A 16,936-nucleotide genomic window follows, 5' to 3' on the forward strand; every position below is an offset into this window, starting at 1 on the left:
CAAACTGTTAAAAAAGTTCCGTTATGCTAGATAAAACATCTAAAGCTTATTTAGTTTGCTCAACCGCTTTTTGCTTAATTAAGCCACTACTTTGACCTGAGTAGTCACGCGGTTGCTGCACAGTGTCAGAATATACACGGCGCTTTTCATCAATTTGATCCAGTGATTGACGAATATGTGACGCAATATCACCCGATAAATAATTAAGTTCACTATCAGGTTTATCCGCAGGCTGCTCTACTAATTGCATTTTAGAGTCAGCAATATGCCGTGCAATGCGACCATAATTATCCTGCAATTGCATCATTAACTGATTGGTCGTCTCTAAATGCGACGAAACATCTTGTCGATACTGGTGTAGCTGGCTTTTACTTAACTGCAGCTCCTGTTGCAGTTTATCGTGATTAAATTGCCGTAACGTAAAATAGCGACTAATAATAGCGCCTAGTATTAGACCTATGCTTGTAGCAATGGCGATAACAACAAAATCCATAATAGCTCCAGAAAAGTAAATTCTTTTAGTTAGTGTAACCCAACTTCTTATCCCTAGTGGTAAGGCATGTTACAATTGAAATCTGAATTTAGGGTTAAAGCCATTAGCTTTCAAGCAAGATTTCAATGACACCAATAGAAAAGTATCAACAAGACTTAACACGAGACGATTTTCAATACGACGCCGCCCAAGAATATGCCGTTAAACAACTGCAACGCTTGTATGACGATTATTGTAATAGCCGCTTAGAAACTCCTTCTTGGTGGCAGCGCTTTATTTCAAACAAAAAGTCGACTAAACCATTACTAGGCCTGTACTTTTGGGGCGGAGTTGGCCGTGGTAAAACCTACCTTGTCGATACATTTTACCAAAGTCTACCGACTAAACGTAAGTTACGCATTCATTTTCATCGATTTATGCATAGAGTGCATGAAGAACTTAAACTTTTGCACGGTGAAGCCAATCCATTAGAAAAAGTGGCTGATAAATTTAAACAAGAAACGGATATTTTATGTTTCGATGAGTTTTTTGTCTCCGACATTACCGATGCGATGATCTTAGGCACTTTAATGCAGGCGTTATTTGCGCGTGGTATTACCTTAGTGGCAACATCTAATATTGAACCGGATGGTTTATATCTGAATGGTTTACAACGCGCCAGATTTTTGCCAGCGATTGCCTTAATTAACCAGCACACCCAAATTGTTAATGTTGATAGCGGCATAGACTATCGGTTACGGACATTAGAGAAAGCCAATATTTTTCATTATCCTGCGGATGAGCAGGCAGAGCAGAATTTACAGCAATATTTTATGGCTTTATCGGCAGAACCGCAGCGTTTTAATGTTAAAGTAGATGTGGCTAACCGCCAACTTAATGCTAAAGCAGAAGCCGATGGTGTTATTTGGTTTGATTTTGCCGAGTTGTGTGAAACGGCTCGCAGCCAGTATGATTACATGGAGCTTAGTCAATGTTATCATACCGTCTTTATCTCTAAAATTAGCGTAATGGGCCGGTACAACGATGATGTTGCCAGACGGTTTATTGCCTTAGTTGATGAGTTTTATGAACGACACGTTAAATTGATTGTCTCTGCCGAGCAACCACTAGAACAGCTATATCAAGATGGTCTATTAAATTTTGAATTTAAACGCTGTATTAGTCGTTTGCAAGAGATGCAATCTCATGAATATTTAGCAAAACAGCATTTAGCTTAACTATTTTCATTAATATGCAGATATTTTTGTCTGTAATGCTGATTTTTAAAATTGCTTAATATATAATCCGCGCCCGGCCTACGTTACAGCCTTATACTGCCGTTAGCCCGGTAGTGATGTACTCGAAGGGGTGCGCGAACGATACAGGATGCAATAGCCCTGCACTGTATCAGGTGTAACTATGTTTATATTTGGATAGAGTTAAATGAAAACTTTTAGTGCAAAACCAGAAAGCGTAACACGTGACTGGTATGTTGTTGATGCGGCAGGTAAAACGCTGGGTCGTATCTCAACTGAAATAGCTACCCGTTTACGTGGTAAGCATAAGCCAGAATACACGCCGCATGTTGATACGGGTGATTACATCATCGTTATTAATGCTGAAAAAGTGGCTGTAACGGGCAATAAAGCGCAAAACAAAATATATTATTCACACACTGGTTTTCCAGGTGGCATCAAGGAAATCAGTTTCGAGAAATTGATCGCGAAAAAACCTGAAATGGTTTTGGAACTTGCTATCAAAGGCATGTTACCAAAAGGTCCATTAGGCCGCGCTATGTTCCGTAAGTTAAAAGTTTACGCCGGCGCAGAGCATCAACATGCTGCTCAGCAACCGCAAGTATTAGATATTTAATCGGAGCATATCATGGCACAGAATCAATATTACGGAACTGGTCGTCGTAAAAGCTCAACGGCCCGTGTATTTATCAAAGCTGGTTCAGGTAAAATTACTGTAAATCAGCGCGCATTAACTGAATATTTCGGTCGCGAAACAGCCTGTATGATTGTTAAGCAACCATTAGAATTAGTTGATATGGTTGAAAAGTTTGACTTGTACATCACTGTTAAAGGTGGTGGTATCAGTGGTCAAGCAGGCGCTATCCGTCACGGTATTACTCGTGCACTGATGGAGTTTGATGAAACATTACGTCCAGCCTTGCGTCAAGCAGGCTTCGTAACACGTGATGCTCGTCAAGTTGAGCGTAAAAAAGTGGGTCTACGTAAAGCACGTAAACGTCCACAGTTCTCAAAACGTTAATCGTTTTTGTAGAATTAAAAACCCGGCAATTATTCGCCGGGTTTTTTTATGCTTAAAATCGTTATTAGCCTGCAAAAACAAAGCAAAATTAACTACTATCTAACGTAATGCGGTGAGATAATATCGATTCAGGCTGCCTTAATCCTTGTGTAAAGCAAGGCTTTTCATTATGATCAGCGATATTTTTTAAACTTATAGAAATGCTTAAATTGTCTTTAAGCGTTAACCTGGAGATGAGTGGATGAGCAATGCGCCCGTAGATCAAGGTCGCCGCCGCTTCCTGACCATTGCAACCTCAGTGGTAGGGGGTGTAGGAGCTGTCGGTGTTGCCGTACCCTTTATTGCGTCTTGGAACCCCAGTGAGCGAGCTAAGCAAGCTGGAGCTGCCGTGACGGCTGATATAAGCAAGCTGGAAACTGGCCAATTAATTCGTGTAGAGTGGCGTGGCAAACCAGTGTGGGTTGTTAAACGCAGCCTAGAATCGCTAGAGCTATTACCGACTATTAATAATCAATTAGCCGACCCAGAGTCTGAAGATGATCAGCAACCAGTATACGCGCAAAATATTCATCGCTCTAAAAAGCCTGAAATATTTGTAGCGGTAGGTATTTGTACTCACTTAGGTTGTTCTCCGACATACATCCCAACTGAATTTGCAGCCCATGTTAAGGGCGTAGATTCAGGTTTCTTCTGTCCTTGTCATGGTTCAACTTATGATTTGGCTGGTCGGGTCTTTTCAGGGGTGCCTGCACCGAAAAACCTTCAGATTCCGCCTTATATGTTCCTCGATGACAATACACTGATGATTGGTGAAGATGAGGGGAGCGCATAATGTTTAAAAACTTAATGGATTGGCTCGAGTATCGCATGCCGTTTAAAGAAAAAATGGACTTGCATGTTACTCAATATCCCGCCCCAAAAAACTTTAACTTTTGGTACTTTTTTGGCTCGTTAGCCATGTTGATACTAGTCAACCAAATATTGACAGGTATTTGGCTAACCATGAACTATGTACCAACAGCCGAAGGTGCCTTTGCTTCGATTGAATACATTATGCGAGATGTCGATTACGGTTGGCTGCTGCGTTATATGCATTCTACTGGTGCCTCTGCATTCTTTATTGTTGTTTACCTGCACATGCTAAGAGGCATGATGTACGGCTCTTATCAGAAACCGCGCGAGTTACTGTGGATTTTTGGTATGCTTATTTTCTTAGTCTTAATGGCTGAAGCCTTTATGGGTTATATGCTGCCTTGGGGACAAATGTCTTTCTGGGGAGCCCAAGTTATCATCTCAATTTTCGGTGTAATCCCCGGCATTGGTGATGATTTAACGTTATGGATCCGTGGTGACTACGTTATTTCTGGCGCGACATTAAACCGTTTCTTTGCTTTGCACGTTATTGCACTGCCTTTAGTGTTAGTTATTTTAGTGTTCTTACACTTAATGGCATTACATGAAGTGGGCTCAAATAACCCAGATGGTATTGAAATTAAACGTGATAACGATGGTAGCGTCGAGCAAACTGAAGCAGATAAGAAGTTTACGTTCCATCAGTATTATACCAAAGGCGGTAAGAAGATTATCGTTGATGCGATCCCATTCCATCCGTATTACACCGTTAAAGATTTAGTTGGTGTTGCCGGTTTCTTATTGGTATTTGCTTGGTTTATTTTCTTTATGCCAGAAGGTGGCGGTTACTTCCTTGAAGCGCCAAACTTTGAAGCAGCGAATCCAATGAAAACACCGGATCATATTGCACCAGTATGGTATTTCACGCCTTTTTACGCGATTTTACGTGCCGTGCCTGATCAATTGTTAGGTGCAGTATTTATGTTCTTAGCCATTATTGCCTTAGCATTATTACCTTGGATAGACCGTGGTACCGTGCGTTCAATACGCTATCGCTGTGGCATGCATAAAGTTAACTTGATCATTTTCTGTGTCAGCTTTGTTGCGCTAGGGGTGTTAGGTGTATTACCGGCTACAGAAACCTATACAATTTTAGCTCGTATCTTCTCATTTACTTATTTTGGCTTCTTTATTTTACTATGGTTCTACAGTAAAAATGAGAATACTAAACCGTTACCAGAGAGGTTAAGCTGATGATTAAGACTTTATTTACTGTCGTTGCCTTACTTGCTTCATCAGCAGTGTTGGCGGCGGGTGGTTCAGTGCATTTAGATAAGGCGCCAATTGATCTAACGGACAAAGAATCATTACAAAAAGGGGCTCGGACATTTCAGAATTACTGCTTAGGTTGTCACCAAATGCAGTATCAGCGTTATTCCCGTACCTTCAGCGACTTAGGAATACCAGAAGATATTGGTATGGAAAATTTAATGTTCACCGGTGAAAAAGTCGGTGATCATATTACCAATAACATGCTGCTTAAAGATGGCGAAAAGTGGTTTGGAGCAGCACCACCAGATTTAACTAACGTGGCTAGAGTACGTGGTCCAGATTGGCTATATACCTATTTACGTAGCTTCTATGCTGATCCAAGTCGTCCATTTGGTGTTAATAATACCGTGTTTCCATTAGTGGGTATGCCGCATGTCTTAGAGAGTTTACAGGGCATGCCCTATAAAGCTTACGAGACGCGTTTAGTCGATGGCGAACCTAAACAAGTCTATGTTGGCTTGAAAACCGATGGCACCGGAGCGTTAAATAGCGAAGAATATGACCAAACCATTGCAGATCTGGTAAACTATCTGGAGTATGTAGGTGAACCATCAAAACTTGAGTCTAAAGCACTCGGTATTAAAGTAATGGTTTTCCTACTTATTTTCTTCGTATTTGCTTATTTTTTGAAGAAAGAATATTGGAAAGATGTACATTAACTAGTTATTACAATTAGTAATGTTAATAGGGGCCTAGCGCCCCTTTGCCGTTTTTTTATTTTACTGGAGGATACATGGCGATCACTGCCAATAAACGCCCTGTGATGACACTTTTTTCGTCGGTTGAAGATATGTTCAGCCATCAGGTGCGTATTGTGTTAGCTGAAAAAGGCGTCACCGTTGATATTCTTCAGGTAGCTGCTGACAATCTACCAGAAGACTTATACGAGGTTAATCCATACGGTAGCTTACCCACTTTATTAGATCGTGAGTTAGCATTATATGAAGCTGACATTATTATGGAATATTTGGATGAGCGTTTTCCGCATCCACCTTTAATGCCAGTCTATCCGGTTGCTCGTGGCCAAGCACGCTTGATGATGCATCGGATTAAAAAAGATTGGTATCAGCAAGCGTTGAAAATTTTAAATAATGATGAACATGCTGCTATTGCCCGTCAAGAATTGCGCGAAGGCTTATTATCAATAGCGCCTTTGTTTAACGAAACACCTTACTTTATGAGTGAAGAGTTTAGCTTAGTGGATTGTTATATGGCGGCGTTATTATGGCGCTTACCATTATTAGGCATAGACCTAACAGGCCCAGGCAGTAAAGAACTTAAAATTTATATGACACGTATTTTTGAACGTGATGCGTTCCAAGCTTCTTTAACAGAAGTTGAGCGCGAAATCCGTCGAGGAATGAAGCTGTAATGAAAATGACCGCAAACCGCCCTTATTTGTTAAGGGCGTTTTATGAATGGATAGTTGATAACGACTGTACCCCTTATTTAGTTGTCGATGCAGTGGCACCGGGTGTAAAAGTGCCAGCGCAATTTATTCAAAATGGCCAAATAGTACTTAACGTATTACCTTCTGCGGTAGCAAACCTGCAGTTAGGTAATGACGCTATTACTTTTAATGCTAGGTTTGGTGGTCAGCCATTTTCGTTATATATCCCTACCATAGCTGTATTAGCAATTTATGCTAAAGAAAATGGTGCCGGTACGGTGTTTACGCTAGAAGAAGAAGAGGATGAAGCCGAAATATTCAGCAACAGCCTTGAAGACGATAGCCCAACACCTGAACCGACTAAGCCAAAAAGGGGCTCTCACCTCACAGTGGTTAAATAAGCGAGTAGCTTCTGGTTGGTTTTAGTTAACTTTTAGCTAGCGCAACTTGCCAAAAAGACTGAATGAGCGGCTCATTGAGCCGCTTTGTCAGCATACAAATCCCTAGATCAAATTCTTCAAAATGATAGTCTGTTGCTATTATTTTCACCCTATCCCGTACCGGACTATGTTGAATAACAGGCGCTGCTGCCAGTGATATAGCACTGCCTAATGCAACCATAGATACCATAGCCTCATGACCATCTACCTTAGCAACAATCTTAGCTTTAATGCCTAGATGAGCTAACCAATCATCTAAGCGCTGCCTAGCTGGACCGTGCTCGGGTAAAATCATCGGAATATCTTGCCATGGCACAGGAGTTTGCCCCAGTAAATCGTTTACTCGGCAGGGAATAGTCGGGGCTATAAGGTGTACTGGTAATTTAGCAATACTGCGAAATGCCATATTGATGGGTAATACCGTAGGATGTGCCGCTAACGCAATATCAACTTCACCTTGCCGTACTTTCTCTATAGCCGAAGCGGCATCACCGGTGGTTAATTTAATATCGGCTTTAGGGCAGAGTAAACGAAATCGATCTAAAATCGACGGTAAGTGGCTATAACTGGCCGTAACGGTACAAAATAATTTAATTTCGCCGGTCAATTCAACACTAGATAGCTGTAAGTCGAGCTGTAATTGATGCCATTCATCTAGCCAACGGCGAACAAAAAGCTGAAAGCGTATACCGGCATCGGTTAATTTTACTGAACGCTTATCCCGATAAAATAATTGGCTACCTAACTCTAACTCAAGTCGTTGTATTACCCGCGTCAACGTTGGGGCACTAACATACATCTGTTCGCTGGTTTTGCTAAAATTTAAACTACTGGCTAAATGTTGAAATAATTGCGCGCTACGTAAGTCCATAAGTCTTGTCTTTCATAAAGTGAAATACAGAGTTGTGAATATATCACTTCCGACAATTAGTTACATCCGTTAGCATCAATATCAATCTAAACAGACGAAATGAGTCTGTATATAAGCCGTTAGCCAGCAGTTGAGATATAACATGACCAATTATTTTAATACTTTAAATTTACGCCAGCAATTACAGCAGTTAGCACAATGCCGTTTTATGCAACCTGAAGAATTTACTGCCGGCTGTGAATTACTCAAAGATTGGAATATCGTTATTGTTGGTTGCGGTGCGCAAGGTTTAAACCAAGGTTTAAATATGCGTGACTCTGGTTTAAATATTAGTTATGCCTTACGCGAAGAAGCGATTGCTCAAAAGCGAGCATCTTATGAAAAGGCTAGCAGTAACGGCTTTACTGTTGGCAATTATGCCGAGTTAATTCCTACGGCCGATCTTGTATTAAACCTAACCCCAGATAAGCAACATAGTGCTGTAGTTGATGCGGTAATGCCATTAATGAAGCAAGGTGCAACATTAGCGTATTCGCATGGTTTTAATATTGTTGAAGAAGGTAAGCAAATTCGCGACGATATTACGGTGATTATGGTGGCACCAAAATGCCCAGGTACAGAAGTACGTGAAGAATATAAACGTGGCTTTGGTGTGCCAACCTTAATTGCAGTGCACCCTGAAAACGATCCTAAAGGCCAAGGCTTAGCCATTGCTAAAGCTTATGCCGTAGCAACGGGTGGTGACAGAGCAGGGGTGTTACATTCATCGTTTATTGCAGAAGTAAAATCAGACTTAATGGGCGAGCAAACTATTTTATGTGGCATGCTGCAAACAGGGGCGTTATTAGCCTTTGATAAAATGGTCGCCGATGGTGTTGAAGCTGCTTATGCCGCTAAGTTATTGCAATACGGTTGGGAAACCGTAACTGAAGCGCTGAAGCACGGTGGCATCACTAATATGATGGATCGGCTAAGCAATCCAGCAAAAATAAAAGCCTATGATTTAGCTGAGCAGTTAAAACAAACGTTACGGCCATTATTTGAAAAACATATGGACGATATTATCAGCGGTAAGTTTTCACAAACTATGATGGCCGACTGGGCTAATGATGATAAAGACTTATTAACTTGGCGTGAGCAAACTCTAAGTAGTGGCTTTGAACAAGCTCAAGCCTCAACTGCAACCATTAATGAGCAAACCTATTTTGATCAAGGCATCTTATTAGTGGCTATGGTAAAAGCCGGGGTGGAATTGGCATTTGAAACCATGGTTGATGCCGGCATTGTAGCAGAATCTGCTTATTATGAGTCATTACATGAAACTCCGCTAATTGCTAATACCATAGCGCGCAAGCGGTTATATGAAATGAATGTGGTCATTTCAGATACGGCAGAATACGGTAATTATCTGTTTTCGCATGCGGCTGTGCCGTTATTATCAGGCATCATAAACAATCTAACGCCTGATTATATTGGTCACGCCAGTCAAGCTGATACGGGTGTCGATAATTTAAAATTAATCGCGGTGAATGAAGCGATTAGGCAGCATCCAGTAGAACAAGTGGGTAAAACATTGCGTGGTTATATGAAAGCAATGAAACGCCTAGTGGAACAAGTTTAATATAGTGGAGCAAGCTTAAAAAGAATAATGTGGCTAACGATGCTTGAGTTACCTTTGTAACTTAGCCTCTAGCCAATAACGGTGTTATATGTGGACCTTGGTTGTTTTGCCCTGCTTGCAGGGCTTTTTTTTTTCTAAAATAATAGCCTTGCTCAAAGCATGAGCTTCGAAAGAAATATAGACACATTAACGGAATAAAAATAAAGCTGCAGAAAATTAAAATGAAAAGTAGTACATGCCAGTAAATAAAGCAGAGGGAATAAAAGAAAAGGGGATGTATCAGTAAAATTAAAGCGAGCAACTATAACTATATTGTATCTATATTATATATAAGTGGTAAAGGCACAGGGTAAGGTGAGCTGCATACTACGCGCTCACCTAAGGCCTGTTCTGCATCCATTGCGGTACTGTCCTTAGCCTATCATCCTTGGCTCCATCCTGGAGTGTCCCAAAGGCATCTTGCCTGTCCTATTATCCTTAAACATTGTTATCCTAACAATGTACACTTATCCAAGTGTGTCCTATCGCATCCTGCTACTATTCAAATATCCGTTTAAATAGTTCTGCTCATCCTGAGCATGTCCTCGTTTCGGTCCTTGTGCTATCCTTGCAGTTTACAGCGTCCTGCTGTGTCCTAACATCTTGTCAGGCCGTCAATCATTCGACAAATTCAGTATGCACTATTTGATGTTGAAAAAGAGGCTACTTTTATCAATCGGGATACAGTAAACTTATTGCAATGCAGTTGGCTTTGTAATTATATGTAATAAATACAAAGCATTATGTAATAAATTACAAATGTGACTACAGCGTTTTGACGTTAAAGCGCACTAGTTTGTGAGATATATCTCACAAGATCGTCGGCAGAAAGCCCTTAGGTATAGACTTTCTTTTTGATTTGCCACAAGCACAAGGATGAATATGGCTCGCGAACAGTTAGGAATATGTACTGAAGCTAATTTACATGGTAGTTATTTGCTGTTAAACGCGCTGGAAGGTCACGAACGGCAGATACGTTATAAATTAGCCCGCCTACCCGCATTGATAGAACGTTTGTCTGATCATTTCTCAGAAGCCATGTTAACAAGCGTCATTGCGATTGGCAGTAATTTTTGGGATAGCTTATACCCAGATACGCGACCACTTGGTTTAGCCCCCTTTCCTAATCCACAACATATTGATATTGAATTAGCCGCAACACCAATTGATTTATTTATTCAAATTCGTTCTGATCGACAAGATGTAACCTATATTGCTTGCCAGCAAGTGCTGCAATTATTAGATGGCGATGTTGAAATTCAAGATTTAATTCAAGGTTTTAGATATTTAGATGGTCGTAATTTAACCGGGTTTATCGATGTGGTTAATCCGCCAAAAGGACGTTTAAAGCGCCAAGTTGCCTTAGTCAATCATGAATTACAACCGTTATTAGCTGCCGGCAGTTATGTCTTTGTACAACAGGTTATCTATGATTTAAAAGCGTGGCAGCAGTTAACAATAGCTGAGCAAGAAAGTGTTATGGGCATGAGTAAGGTAGCGGGTAAAGAACTGGCTGAAGATCTGGTTAGCCCAGATAGCCATGCCGTGCTAACTCAGTCAGTTGGTGATGAGATATCAACGATGCTGCTACGGCAAAATATGCCGTTTGCCCAACTAAATCAGCAGGGAAATATCGAAGTAAGCTTTGCCACAACGGCCGACGCACTAGTTACTCATTTACTGCGTCGTTTAGGTAGCAGTGACGCTGCTGAGATTAAGATGCCTGATCAATTATTGCATTATTGTCAGTTTGCTTTTAGCGCTGCGTTTTATGCTCCCTCAATAAGCTTTTTAGAACTAGCTATTAATCATCAACCTTAATACTCTAGATAAAGTGCGGTTTATAGTTTCTCAACCTATACTTTTTCAAATAGTTCGGTAATGTTATTTAAGGTGAAATTAATATTTTTTACGCTTTGCGGCGCAATAAAAATAGTGTCGTCACCGGCAATAGTCCCTAACACACCTTCAGCCTTGCCTATAGAGTCGAGTAAACGGGCAATTAATTGTGCCGCGCCAGGGCTAGTACGCACAATAATCATGACATCATTATGCTCAATATCTAACACTAATTGTCGTAACGGGCTACGTGTAGTAGGTACACTTAATTCAGCGGGCAAAGTGTAAACCATTTCTTGCTTGGCATTACGGGTGCGTACTGCGCCATACTTGGTAAGCATGCGTGAAATTTTAGATTGGCTTATATTGTCAAAGCCCGCAGTTTTTAAAGCCTCTACAATCTCACTTTGTGAGCCGTAGCCTTCGGTTTTAAGTACAGCTTTAAAAGCTTGAATTAAGGCTTCCTGTTTGGCTTGCTTAGTCATATAGCTTGAATACTCCTATAGTGTGCCCGCATGGTAAATAATTAGGCATAATAAGAAACTTTGTTGGCTAAAGTACACTAAATTTAGGTAAAATGCTTAGACTTTAGGCTGAAGTCAATTGTAATTTTTGCGCGGTTTCAGTATTGTTGACGCGTTTTCATAGAACCATTACTTGGAGAGAATCATGAAAGTTGCCGTTTTAGGTGCCGCCGGTGGTATAGGTCAGGCATTATCCTTGCTATTAAAGTTAGACTTACCAGCTGGAACAGATTTGGCATTATATGATCTGGCTCCTGTTACACCAGGTGTGGCGGTTGATTTAAGCCATATCCCAACAGCTGTAACCGTAACAGGCTATGGTAAAGAAGATTTAAATACAGCATTAAAAGATGCCGATATTGTGATGATCCCAGCGGGTATGCCACGCAAGCCAGGTATGGACCGTTCAGATTTATTTAATATTAATGCCGGTGTAGTAAAAACCTTAGCTGAAGCCATTGTGCAGCAATGCCCTAAAGCCTTAGTGGGTATTATTACTAACCCAGTAAATACCACTGTTGCTATTGCAGCCGATGTATTTAAAAAAGCCGGTACTTACGATGCTCGTCGTTTATTTGGTGTAACCACACTAGATGTTATCCGTGCTGAAACCTTTATTGGCCAGTTAAAAGGTAAGAATCCAACAGATGTACACGTGCCAGTTATTGGTGGACACAGTGGTACAACTATTCTGCCATTACTATCTCAAGTTGCCGGTGTTAGCTTTACGGATGACGAAGTTGCATCATTAACAACTCGGATCCAAAATGCGGGTACTGAAGTGGTAGAAGCGAAAGCCGGTGGCGGATCAGCGACTTTATCTATGGGCCAAGCTGCAGCACGTTTTTGCTTGTCATTAGTTAAAGGCTTACAAGGTGAAGCGGTTAATGAATACGCTTATGTAGAAGGTGACGGTGAGCACGCTCGTTTCTTCGCCCAGCCTTTAGTCTTAGGTAAAAACGGCGTAGAAAAGCTATTACCTATTGGCGAATTAAGTGCTTTTGAACAAAAAGCCATGAACGACATGTTACCAACGTTACAAGGTGATATTACGCTTGGCGAAGACTTTGTTAAAAATAACTAAGTTTTAAACTCACTTCTTTATAATGAAGAGATAAAAAAAGGCGCTTAGCGCCTTTTTTGTTGTTTGATTTAATTATTATATAAACTTAAGTTATAGATACTTAAGAAGAAATGCTTAATGATTGCGTGATACCGCAATATCAGCCAATGCCAGCAAAGCATCTTTGTATTCAGATTCAGGAATATTAACCAAAGCTTGCCGAGCATTTTCAGCTTCTTGCTCTGCTATTTTCCGAGTATATTCAAACGCTTTAGTTTCATTAAGCGCTGCCATAATAGCATCAAGATGGGTTAAACCATTGCCATCGGTTATCGCCGCTTTAATTAGGCTTTGTTGTTCAGCAGTACCATGTTTTAAGGCATAGATTAACGGCAACGTTGGTTTACCTTCAGCTAAATCATCGCCGATATTTTTTCCCAGCTCAGAAGCATCTGCTTGGTAATCCAGCACATCATCAATTAACTGAAACGCAGTACCTAAGTGCATACCGTATCGCTGCATGCTTTCAACTATCGCTTCGGGCTGCTCAGCTATAACAGCAGCAAGCTGGGTAGCCGCTTCAAATAATTTAGCTGTTTTGCAATAAATTACCTGCATATAGCTTTGCTCAGTGGTGTCTGGGTCGTTAATATTCATTAACTGCAACACTTCACCTTCAGCAATAATATTAGTGGCATCCGCTAATATATGCATGATGCGCATATTATTTAGCTCAACCATCATCTGAAACGAGCGGCTATACAAAAAATCACCAACTAATACACTGGCTTGGTTACCAAACACGGCATTTGCTGTTTGTTTACCACGACGTAAAGTAGACTCATCTACAACATCATCATGTAATAGTGTGGAGGTGTGAATAAACTCAATAATAGCGGCAATAGACAGGTGTTGTTCACCTTGATAGCCTAAGGCTCTCGCTGCTAATACTGCTAGCAGAGGCCGCAAACGTTTACCGCCACTATTAACAATATAAATGCCTAATTGATTAATTAGCGCTACGTCTGAATTTAATTGTGAAAAAATATGCCGATTCACTGCTGCCATATCGGTGGCAGTAAGTTGCTGGATCTGTTGAAGAGACATAAAAAACAACTGCTTAAACCCAAGAATGGTAACAATTCTACACTATCGTGAGGCGAGTCCCAAAGTAAAACTCGATCATTTTAGCTTATCAATGATCTTTTTTTATTTCTACTTGCGGCTGTAGTGGAAATTGCGTACAATTCGCGCCCTGTGAATTGAATTAACACGCCCCCTTTAATATGGCTATGGCGTGCTTTGTACGGAGTTAACTATGTACGCGGTTTTCCAAAGTGGCGGTAAACAGCACCGTGTGACGGAAGGTCAAACTCTACGTCTAGAAAAACTAGATTTAGAAACCGGCGCAACAATCGAATTTACACCTTTGATGATCGCCAATGGCGAAGAAATCAGCATCGGTGCACCTTTATTAGAAGGTGGTAAAGTGGTAGCGGAAGTGGTCAATCATGGCCGTGGCGATAAAATTAAAATCGTTAAATTCCGCCGTCGTAAGCATTCACGTAATCAGATGGGCCACCGCCAGTGGTTTACTGAAGTGAAAATCACCAGCATCAGCGCGTAACAGGAGTATCGACACATGGCAAGTAAGAAAGGTGTAGGTAGCACTCGAAACGGTCGCGATTCAGAATCTAAACGTTTAGGTGTTAAGCGTTTTGGTGGTGAGTCGGTTCTAGCTGGTAGCATCATTGTGCGTCAACGTGGTACTAAATTCCACGCTGGCTCTAACGTTGGTATTGGTAAAGATCACACTTTATTCGCTTTAACTGAAGGTAAAGTGAAGTTTCAAGTGAAAGGCGAGCACAATCGTAGATTCGTCAGCATTGTAAGCGAATAAGCTTACTGCTGTGAAAAAACCCCGCCTTGTGCGGGGTTTTTTATTAAAAAAATTCATTTTGATCTAGGTATTTTATATTTTTAGCCTAAGCTAAGTTATACTTATAGGTCAGCTAGTAGCTAGCAGCTCATTAACCTCGTTAAGCAGGAACTCCCCATGAAGTTTGTAGATGAAGCGATAATTCGTGTTGAAGCCGGAAATGGTGGCAACGGTATTATCAGTTTTTTACGTGAAAAGTTTATTTCTAAGGGTGGCCCGAATGGTGGCGACGGTGGCGATGGTGGCGATGTTTATATACAAGCAGATGAAAACCTAAGTACCTTAGTAGATTATCAATTTGAAAAATTTCATCGCGCAGAAAGCGGTGAGAAAGGTGGCAGTACTAACTGTACCGGTAAGCGCGGTATTGATTTAACCTTAAAAGTTCCAGTAGGTAGCCGTGCTGTTGATGTTGATACTGATGAGATTATTGGTGATTTAACGGTGCATGGCCAAAAATTACGGGTGGCTAAGGGCGGTTGGCATGGTTTAGGTAATACCCGTTTTGCCAGTAGTACTAACCGTGCTCCACGGAAAAAAACCAATGGTACTCCAGGTGAAATACGTAACTTACGTTTAGAATTATTATTATTAGCTGATGTTGGCTTGTTAGGTTTACCTAATGCGGGTAAATCTACCTTGATACGCTCAGTATCGGCAGCTAAGCCAAAAGTAGCTGATTATCCTTTTACTACCTTAGTGCCTAACTTAGGTGTAGTAAGGGTGCAAACGCACCGTTCTTTTGTTATTGCGGATATTCCAGGTTTAATTGAAGGGGCTGCCGATGGTGCGGGCCTTGGTATTCAATTTTTAAAGCATTTAGAACGCTGCCGTTTATTGTTACATATAATTGATGTGTTACCTGCTGATGGCTCAGACCCAGCAGAAAATGCGGTAACCATCGTGCAAGAGCTAGCAAAATACAGCACTAAACTGGCGAATAAACCACGTTGGTTAGTTTTTAATAAAATAGACTTAGTGCTGGATGATGAGCTAGAAGAAACAGTCCAGAAAGTTATTGCTGCGCTAGATTGGCAAGGTCCAGTATGCAAAATTGCTGCTGCAAGTCACACCAATACTGAACGCTTAGCGGCTGATATACTTAGTTATATTGAATTGATGCCAGTTGAAGAGCCTGCTGAAAAATTAACAGATCCTGTTAGCTTTAAGTGGGATGATGAAGAAACTCAACAGCAACAACAAGCCCAAGCTGACGTTGCTGATGATGATGACGACGACGATTTTGATGATGACGATTATGACGTTGAAGTTATTTATCAGCGCTAAGGTTAGCTGATGAAAATTTCTATGATTGCAGCGATGGCCAATAACCGTGTTATTGGCCTAGATAATCAAATGCCTTGGCATCTGCCCATTGATTTACAGCACTTTAAAGCGGTTACTTTAGGTAAGCCTGTGGTGATGGGGCGTAAAACCTTTGATTCTATAGGTCGATTATTACCTGGCCGGCGTAATGTCGTTATTAGCCGACAATCGCCGCAAGATAATAAAGGCGCTGATTGGGTCACTGATTTAGAGCAAGCTTTCGCTTTATTGTCTGATGCTGAAGAAATTATGGTGATTGGTGGTGGTCAAATTTATCAGCAATGTTTACCCTTCGCTCAGCGCTTATACTTAACAGAAATTGCTTTAAGCACGCCAGGTGATGCTTTTTTTCCGGATTATCAAGCCGTAGCAAACTGGCAATTGGTTGATGAGCAATATCATGCGGCGGATCAACGTAACCCACACTCATGTCGCTTTATAACTCTAGAGCGTAACTAAAACCGAGTATAAAACGGCCAGTTATTTGCGCCCTTATTGGCATGTTGTTAGTATAGTCTGGTATCCATTCAGTCAGTCAGGAGTAGTACATGAGATTAGTACCAACTTTGCTTTGCAGTGTTGTAGTTGGATTTGCGACGTTTTCGTCGCCTGTGGCCTTAGCTGATGATCAGATAGCTGCTTCAATGTGTGATTATGTTGCTGCAGACGATAAAAATAGATTGCGTAAGGTTTTAAGTGATCAGCGATTAAGATTACGAAATGTTTATGAGGGTATATTTTGTGATGGCAATAGCTTGATCCGTTATGCGTTTATTAATAATGCCGCCGATGTTGGCGAGTTTATTATTAAGCAACTACCTTCGTCAGCGGTTGCAGATTCAGGTGATATTGCTTGGGCTGAAGCCAATGGCCATAATGCCTCGGCTTTATTAGATGTGTTAAAACAACGTGCAGAATAATACTCAGTAATAGTAATATTTAGAAAAAAAA

Annotated in this window: 20 protein-coding genes; 16 read left to right on the forward strand and 4 right to left on the reverse strand. The window is 41.0% G+C overall.

The genetic code is table 11. The annotated features are described in order from the left end of the window. Positions 1-46: 46 nt before the first annotated feature. Complete coding sequence (locus tag BI198_RS02740) at positions 47-493, reverse strand: YhcB family protein (protein ID WP_070048175.1); 447 nt, start codon at positions 491-493, stop codon at positions 47-49. Between the two features lie 125 nt (positions 494-618). Here BI198_RS02740 and zapE point away from each other — a divergent pair, with 125 nt between their 5' ends. The 8 genes from zapE (at position 619) to BI198_RS02780 (ending at position 6,724) form a co-directional block, all read left to right on the forward strand. After that, entirely contained in the window at positions 619-1,710 is a 1,092-nt protein-coding gene (zapE, locus tag BI198_RS02745; protein WP_070048176.1) for a cell division protein ZapE, read from the forward strand. A 205-nt stretch (positions 1,711-1,915) separates the two neighbouring features. Then, positions 1,916-2,344 carry a 50S ribosomal protein L13 gene (gene rplM / locus BI198_RS02750; RefSeq protein ID WP_070048177.1) on the forward strand — a complete coding sequence of 143 codons (429 nt, stop codon included), beginning with the start codon at positions 1,916-1,918 and terminating at the stop codon, positions 2,342-2,344. A 12-nt stretch (positions 2,345-2,356) separates the two neighbouring features. Next, positions 2,357-2,749 carry a 30S ribosomal protein S9 gene (gene rpsI / locus BI198_RS02755; RefSeq protein WP_070048178.1) on the forward strand — a complete coding sequence of 131 codons (393 nt, stop codon included), beginning with the start codon at positions 2,357-2,359 and terminating at the stop codon, positions 2,747-2,749. Positions 2,750-2,990: 241 nt separating this feature from the next. Then, entirely contained in the window at positions 2,991-3,581 is a 591-nt protein-coding gene (gene petA, locus BI198_RS02760; protein WP_070048179.1) for a ubiquinol-cytochrome c reductase iron-sulfur subunit, read from the forward strand. Continuing rightward, positions 3,581-4,855 (forward strand): cytochrome b, encoded by a 1,275-nt coding sequence (locus BI198_RS02765; protein WP_070048180.1) that lies wholly within the window; start codon positions 3,581-3,583, stop codon positions 4,853-4,855. Before petA ends, BI198_RS02765 begins: the two co-directional genes overlap by 1 nt. Next, on the forward strand, positions 4,855-5,592 hold the full coding sequence (locus tag BI198_RS02770) for a cytochrome c1 (protein ID WP_070048181.1): 738 nt from the start codon (positions 4,855-4,857) through the stop codon (positions 5,590-5,592). Before BI198_RS02765 ends, BI198_RS02770 begins: the two co-directional genes overlap by 1 nt. A gap of 74 nt (positions 5,593-5,666) precedes the next feature. After that, entirely contained in the window at positions 5,667-6,305 is a 639-nt protein-coding gene (sspA, locus tag BI198_RS02775; protein WP_070048182.1) for a stringent starvation protein SspA, read from the forward strand. Positions 6,306-6,310: 5 nt separating this feature from the next. Further along, on the forward strand, positions 6,311-6,724 hold the full coding sequence (locus BI198_RS02780; RefSeq protein WP_070050589.1) for a ClpXP protease specificity-enhancing factor: 414 nt from the start codon (positions 6,311-6,313) through the stop codon (positions 6,722-6,724). A 25-nt stretch (positions 6,725-6,749) separates the two neighbouring features. On the opposite strand, the gene ilvY is transcribed toward BI198_RS02780, so the two are convergent. After that, entirely contained in the window at positions 6,750-7,634 is an 885-nt protein-coding gene (gene ilvY, locus BI198_RS02785; protein ID WP_070048183.1) for an HTH-type transcriptional activator IlvY, read from the reverse strand. A gap of 142 nt (positions 7,635-7,776) precedes the next feature. Between ilvY and ilvC the strand changes: the two genes are divergently transcribed. Together ilvC and BI198_RS02795 are read left to right on the forward strand one after the other, a co-directional pair. Then, positions 7,777-9,255 (forward strand): ketol-acid reductoisomerase, encoded by a 1,479-nt coding sequence (gene ilvC, locus BI198_RS02790; RefSeq protein WP_070048184.1) that lies wholly within the window; start codon positions 7,777-7,779, stop codon positions 9,253-9,255. Between the two features lie 921 nt (positions 9,256-10,176). Further along, the gene (locus BI198_RS02795; protein WP_070048185.1) at positions 10,177-11,115 is read left to right on the forward strand and encodes a Dyp-type peroxidase; all 939 of its coding nucleotides are present in this window, start codon (positions 10,177-10,179) and stop codon (positions 11,113-11,115) included. 35 nt (positions 11,116-11,150) lie between these two features. Here the strand turns inward: BI198_RS02795 and argR are convergent, their stop codons facing one another. After that, positions 11,151-11,618, reverse strand: coding sequence for a transcriptional regulator ArgR (gene argR, locus BI198_RS02800; RefSeq protein WP_070048186.1), 468 nt, complete (start codon positions 11,616-11,618; stop codon positions 11,151-11,153). A gap of 184 nt (positions 11,619-11,802) precedes the next feature. Here argR and mdh point away from each other — a divergent pair, with 184 nt between their 5' ends. Beyond that, entirely contained in the window at positions 11,803-12,741 is a 939-nt protein-coding gene (mdh, locus tag BI198_RS02805; protein ID WP_070048187.1) for a malate dehydrogenase, read from the forward strand. 114 nt (positions 12,742-12,855) lie between these two features. Here the strand turns inward: mdh and ispB are convergent, their stop codons facing one another. Then, positions 12,856-13,827 (reverse strand): octaprenyl diphosphate synthase, encoded by a 972-nt coding sequence (ispB, locus tag BI198_RS02810; protein ID WP_070048188.1) that lies wholly within the window; start codon positions 13,825-13,827, stop codon positions 12,856-12,858. A gap of 211 nt (positions 13,828-14,038) precedes the next feature. On the opposite strand from ispB, the gene rplU reads away from it, so the two are divergent. From rplU to BI198_RS02835, 5 genes are all read left to right on the forward strand, one after another. Continuing rightward, positions 14,039-14,347, forward strand: a complete 309-nt coding sequence (gene rplU, locus BI198_RS02815; protein ID WP_070048189.1) for a 50S ribosomal protein L21 — start codon at positions 14,039-14,041, stop codon at positions 14,345-14,347. Positions 14,348-14,362: 15 nt separating this feature from the next. Then, positions 14,363-14,620: a 50S ribosomal protein L27 gene (gene rpmA, locus BI198_RS02820; protein ID WP_070048190.1), complete on the forward strand. Its 258-nt coding sequence runs from the start codon at positions 14,363-14,365 to the stop codon at positions 14,618-14,620. 156 nt (positions 14,621-14,776) lie between these two features. Further along, positions 14,777-15,946 (forward strand): Obg family GTPase CgtA, encoded by a 1,170-nt coding sequence (gene cgtA, locus BI198_RS02825; protein WP_070048191.1) that lies wholly within the window; start codon positions 14,777-14,779, stop codon positions 15,944-15,946. 9 nt (positions 15,947-15,955) lie between these two features. Then, the gene (gene folA / locus BI198_RS02830) at positions 15,956-16,444 is read left to right on the forward strand and encodes a type 3 dihydrofolate reductase (protein WP_074467403.1); all 489 of its coding nucleotides are present in this window, start codon (positions 15,956-15,958) and stop codon (positions 16,442-16,444) included. An 89-nt stretch (positions 16,445-16,533) separates the two neighbouring features. Further along, a complete protein-coding gene (locus tag BI198_RS02835) occupies positions 16,534-16,905 on the forward strand; it encodes a DUF3718 domain-containing protein (RefSeq protein WP_070048192.1) in 372 nt (123 codons plus the stop codon). Positions 16,906-16,936 lie beyond the last annotated feature (31 nt).

The organism is Rheinheimera salexigens, assembly GCF_001752395.1.
GTDB lineage: Bacteria > Pseudomonadota > Gammaproteobacteria > Enterobacterales > Alteromonadaceae > Alishewanella > Alishewanella salexigens.

Bases quoted from the DNA above. Each gene is read 5' to 3' on its own strand.
- zapE (WP_070048176.1), top strand. From the start codon at position 619: ATGACACCAATAGAAAAGTATCAACAAGACTTAACACGAGACGATTTT.
- sspA (WP_070048182.1), top strand. From the start codon at position 5,667: ATGGCGATCACTGCCAATAAACGCCCTGTGATGACACTTTTTTCGTCG.
- BI198_RS02770 (WP_070048181.1), top strand. From the start codon at position 4,855: ATGATTAAGACTTTATTTACTGTCGTTGCCTTACTTGCTTCATCAGCA.
- ilvY (WP_070048183.1), bottom strand. From the start codon at position 7,634: ATGGACTTACGTAGCGCGCAATTATTTCAACATTTAGCCAGTAGTTTA.
- BI198_RS02780 (WP_070050589.1), top strand. From the start codon at position 6,311: ATGACCGCAAACCGCCCTTATTTGTTAAGGGCGTTTTATGAATGGATA.
- rplM (WP_070048177.1), top strand. From the start codon at position 1,916: ATGAAAACTTTTAGTGCAAAACCAGAAAGCGTAACACGTGACTGGTAT.
- BI198_RS02795 (WP_070048185.1), top strand. From the start codon at position 10,177: ATGGCTCGCGAACAGTTAGGAATATGTACTGAAGCTAATTTACATGGT.
- rpsI (WP_070048178.1), top strand. From the start codon at position 2,357: ATGGCACAGAATCAATATTACGGAACTGGTCGTCGTAAAAGCTCAACG.
- folA (WP_074467403.1), top strand. From the start codon at position 15,956: ATGAAAATTTCTATGATTGCAGCGATGGCCAATAACCGTGTTATTGGC.
- BI198_RS02740 (WP_070048175.1), bottom strand. From the start codon at position 493: ATGGATTTTGTTGTTATCGCCATTGCTACAAGCATAGGTCTAATACTA.
- petA (WP_070048179.1), top strand. From the start codon at position 2,991: ATGAGCAATGCGCCCGTAGATCAAGGTCGCCGCCGCTTCCTGACCATT.
- argR (WP_070048186.1), bottom strand. From the start codon at position 11,618: ATGACTAAGCAAGCCAAACAGGAAGCCTTAATTCAAGCTTTTAAAGCT.
- cgtA (WP_070048191.1), top strand. From the start codon at position 14,777: ATGAAGTTTGTAGATGAAGCGATAATTCGTGTTGAAGCCGGAAATGGT.
- ispB (WP_070048188.1), bottom strand. From the start codon at position 13,827: ATGTCTCTTCAACAGATCCAGCAACTTACTGCCACCGATATGGCAGCA.
- ilvC (WP_070048184.1), top strand. From the start codon at position 7,777: ATGACCAATTATTTTAATACTTTAAATTTACGCCAGCAATTACAGCAG.
- BI198_RS02835 (WP_070048192.1), top strand. From the start codon at position 16,534: ATGAGATTAGTACCAACTTTGCTTTGCAGTGTTGTAGTTGGATTTGCG.
- BI198_RS02765 (WP_070048180.1), top strand. From the start codon at position 3,581: ATGTTTAAAAACTTAATGGATTGGCTCGAGTATCGCATGCCGTTTAAA.
- rplU (WP_070048189.1), top strand. From the start codon at position 14,039: ATGTACGCGGTTTTCCAAAGTGGCGGTAAACAGCACCGTGTGACGGAA.
- rpmA (WP_070048190.1), top strand. From the start codon at position 14,363: ATGGCAAGTAAGAAAGGTGTAGGTAGCACTCGAAACGGTCGCGATTCA.
- mdh (WP_070048187.1), top strand. From the start codon at position 11,803: ATGAAAGTTGCCGTTTTAGGTGCCGCCGGTGGTATAGGTCAGGCATTA.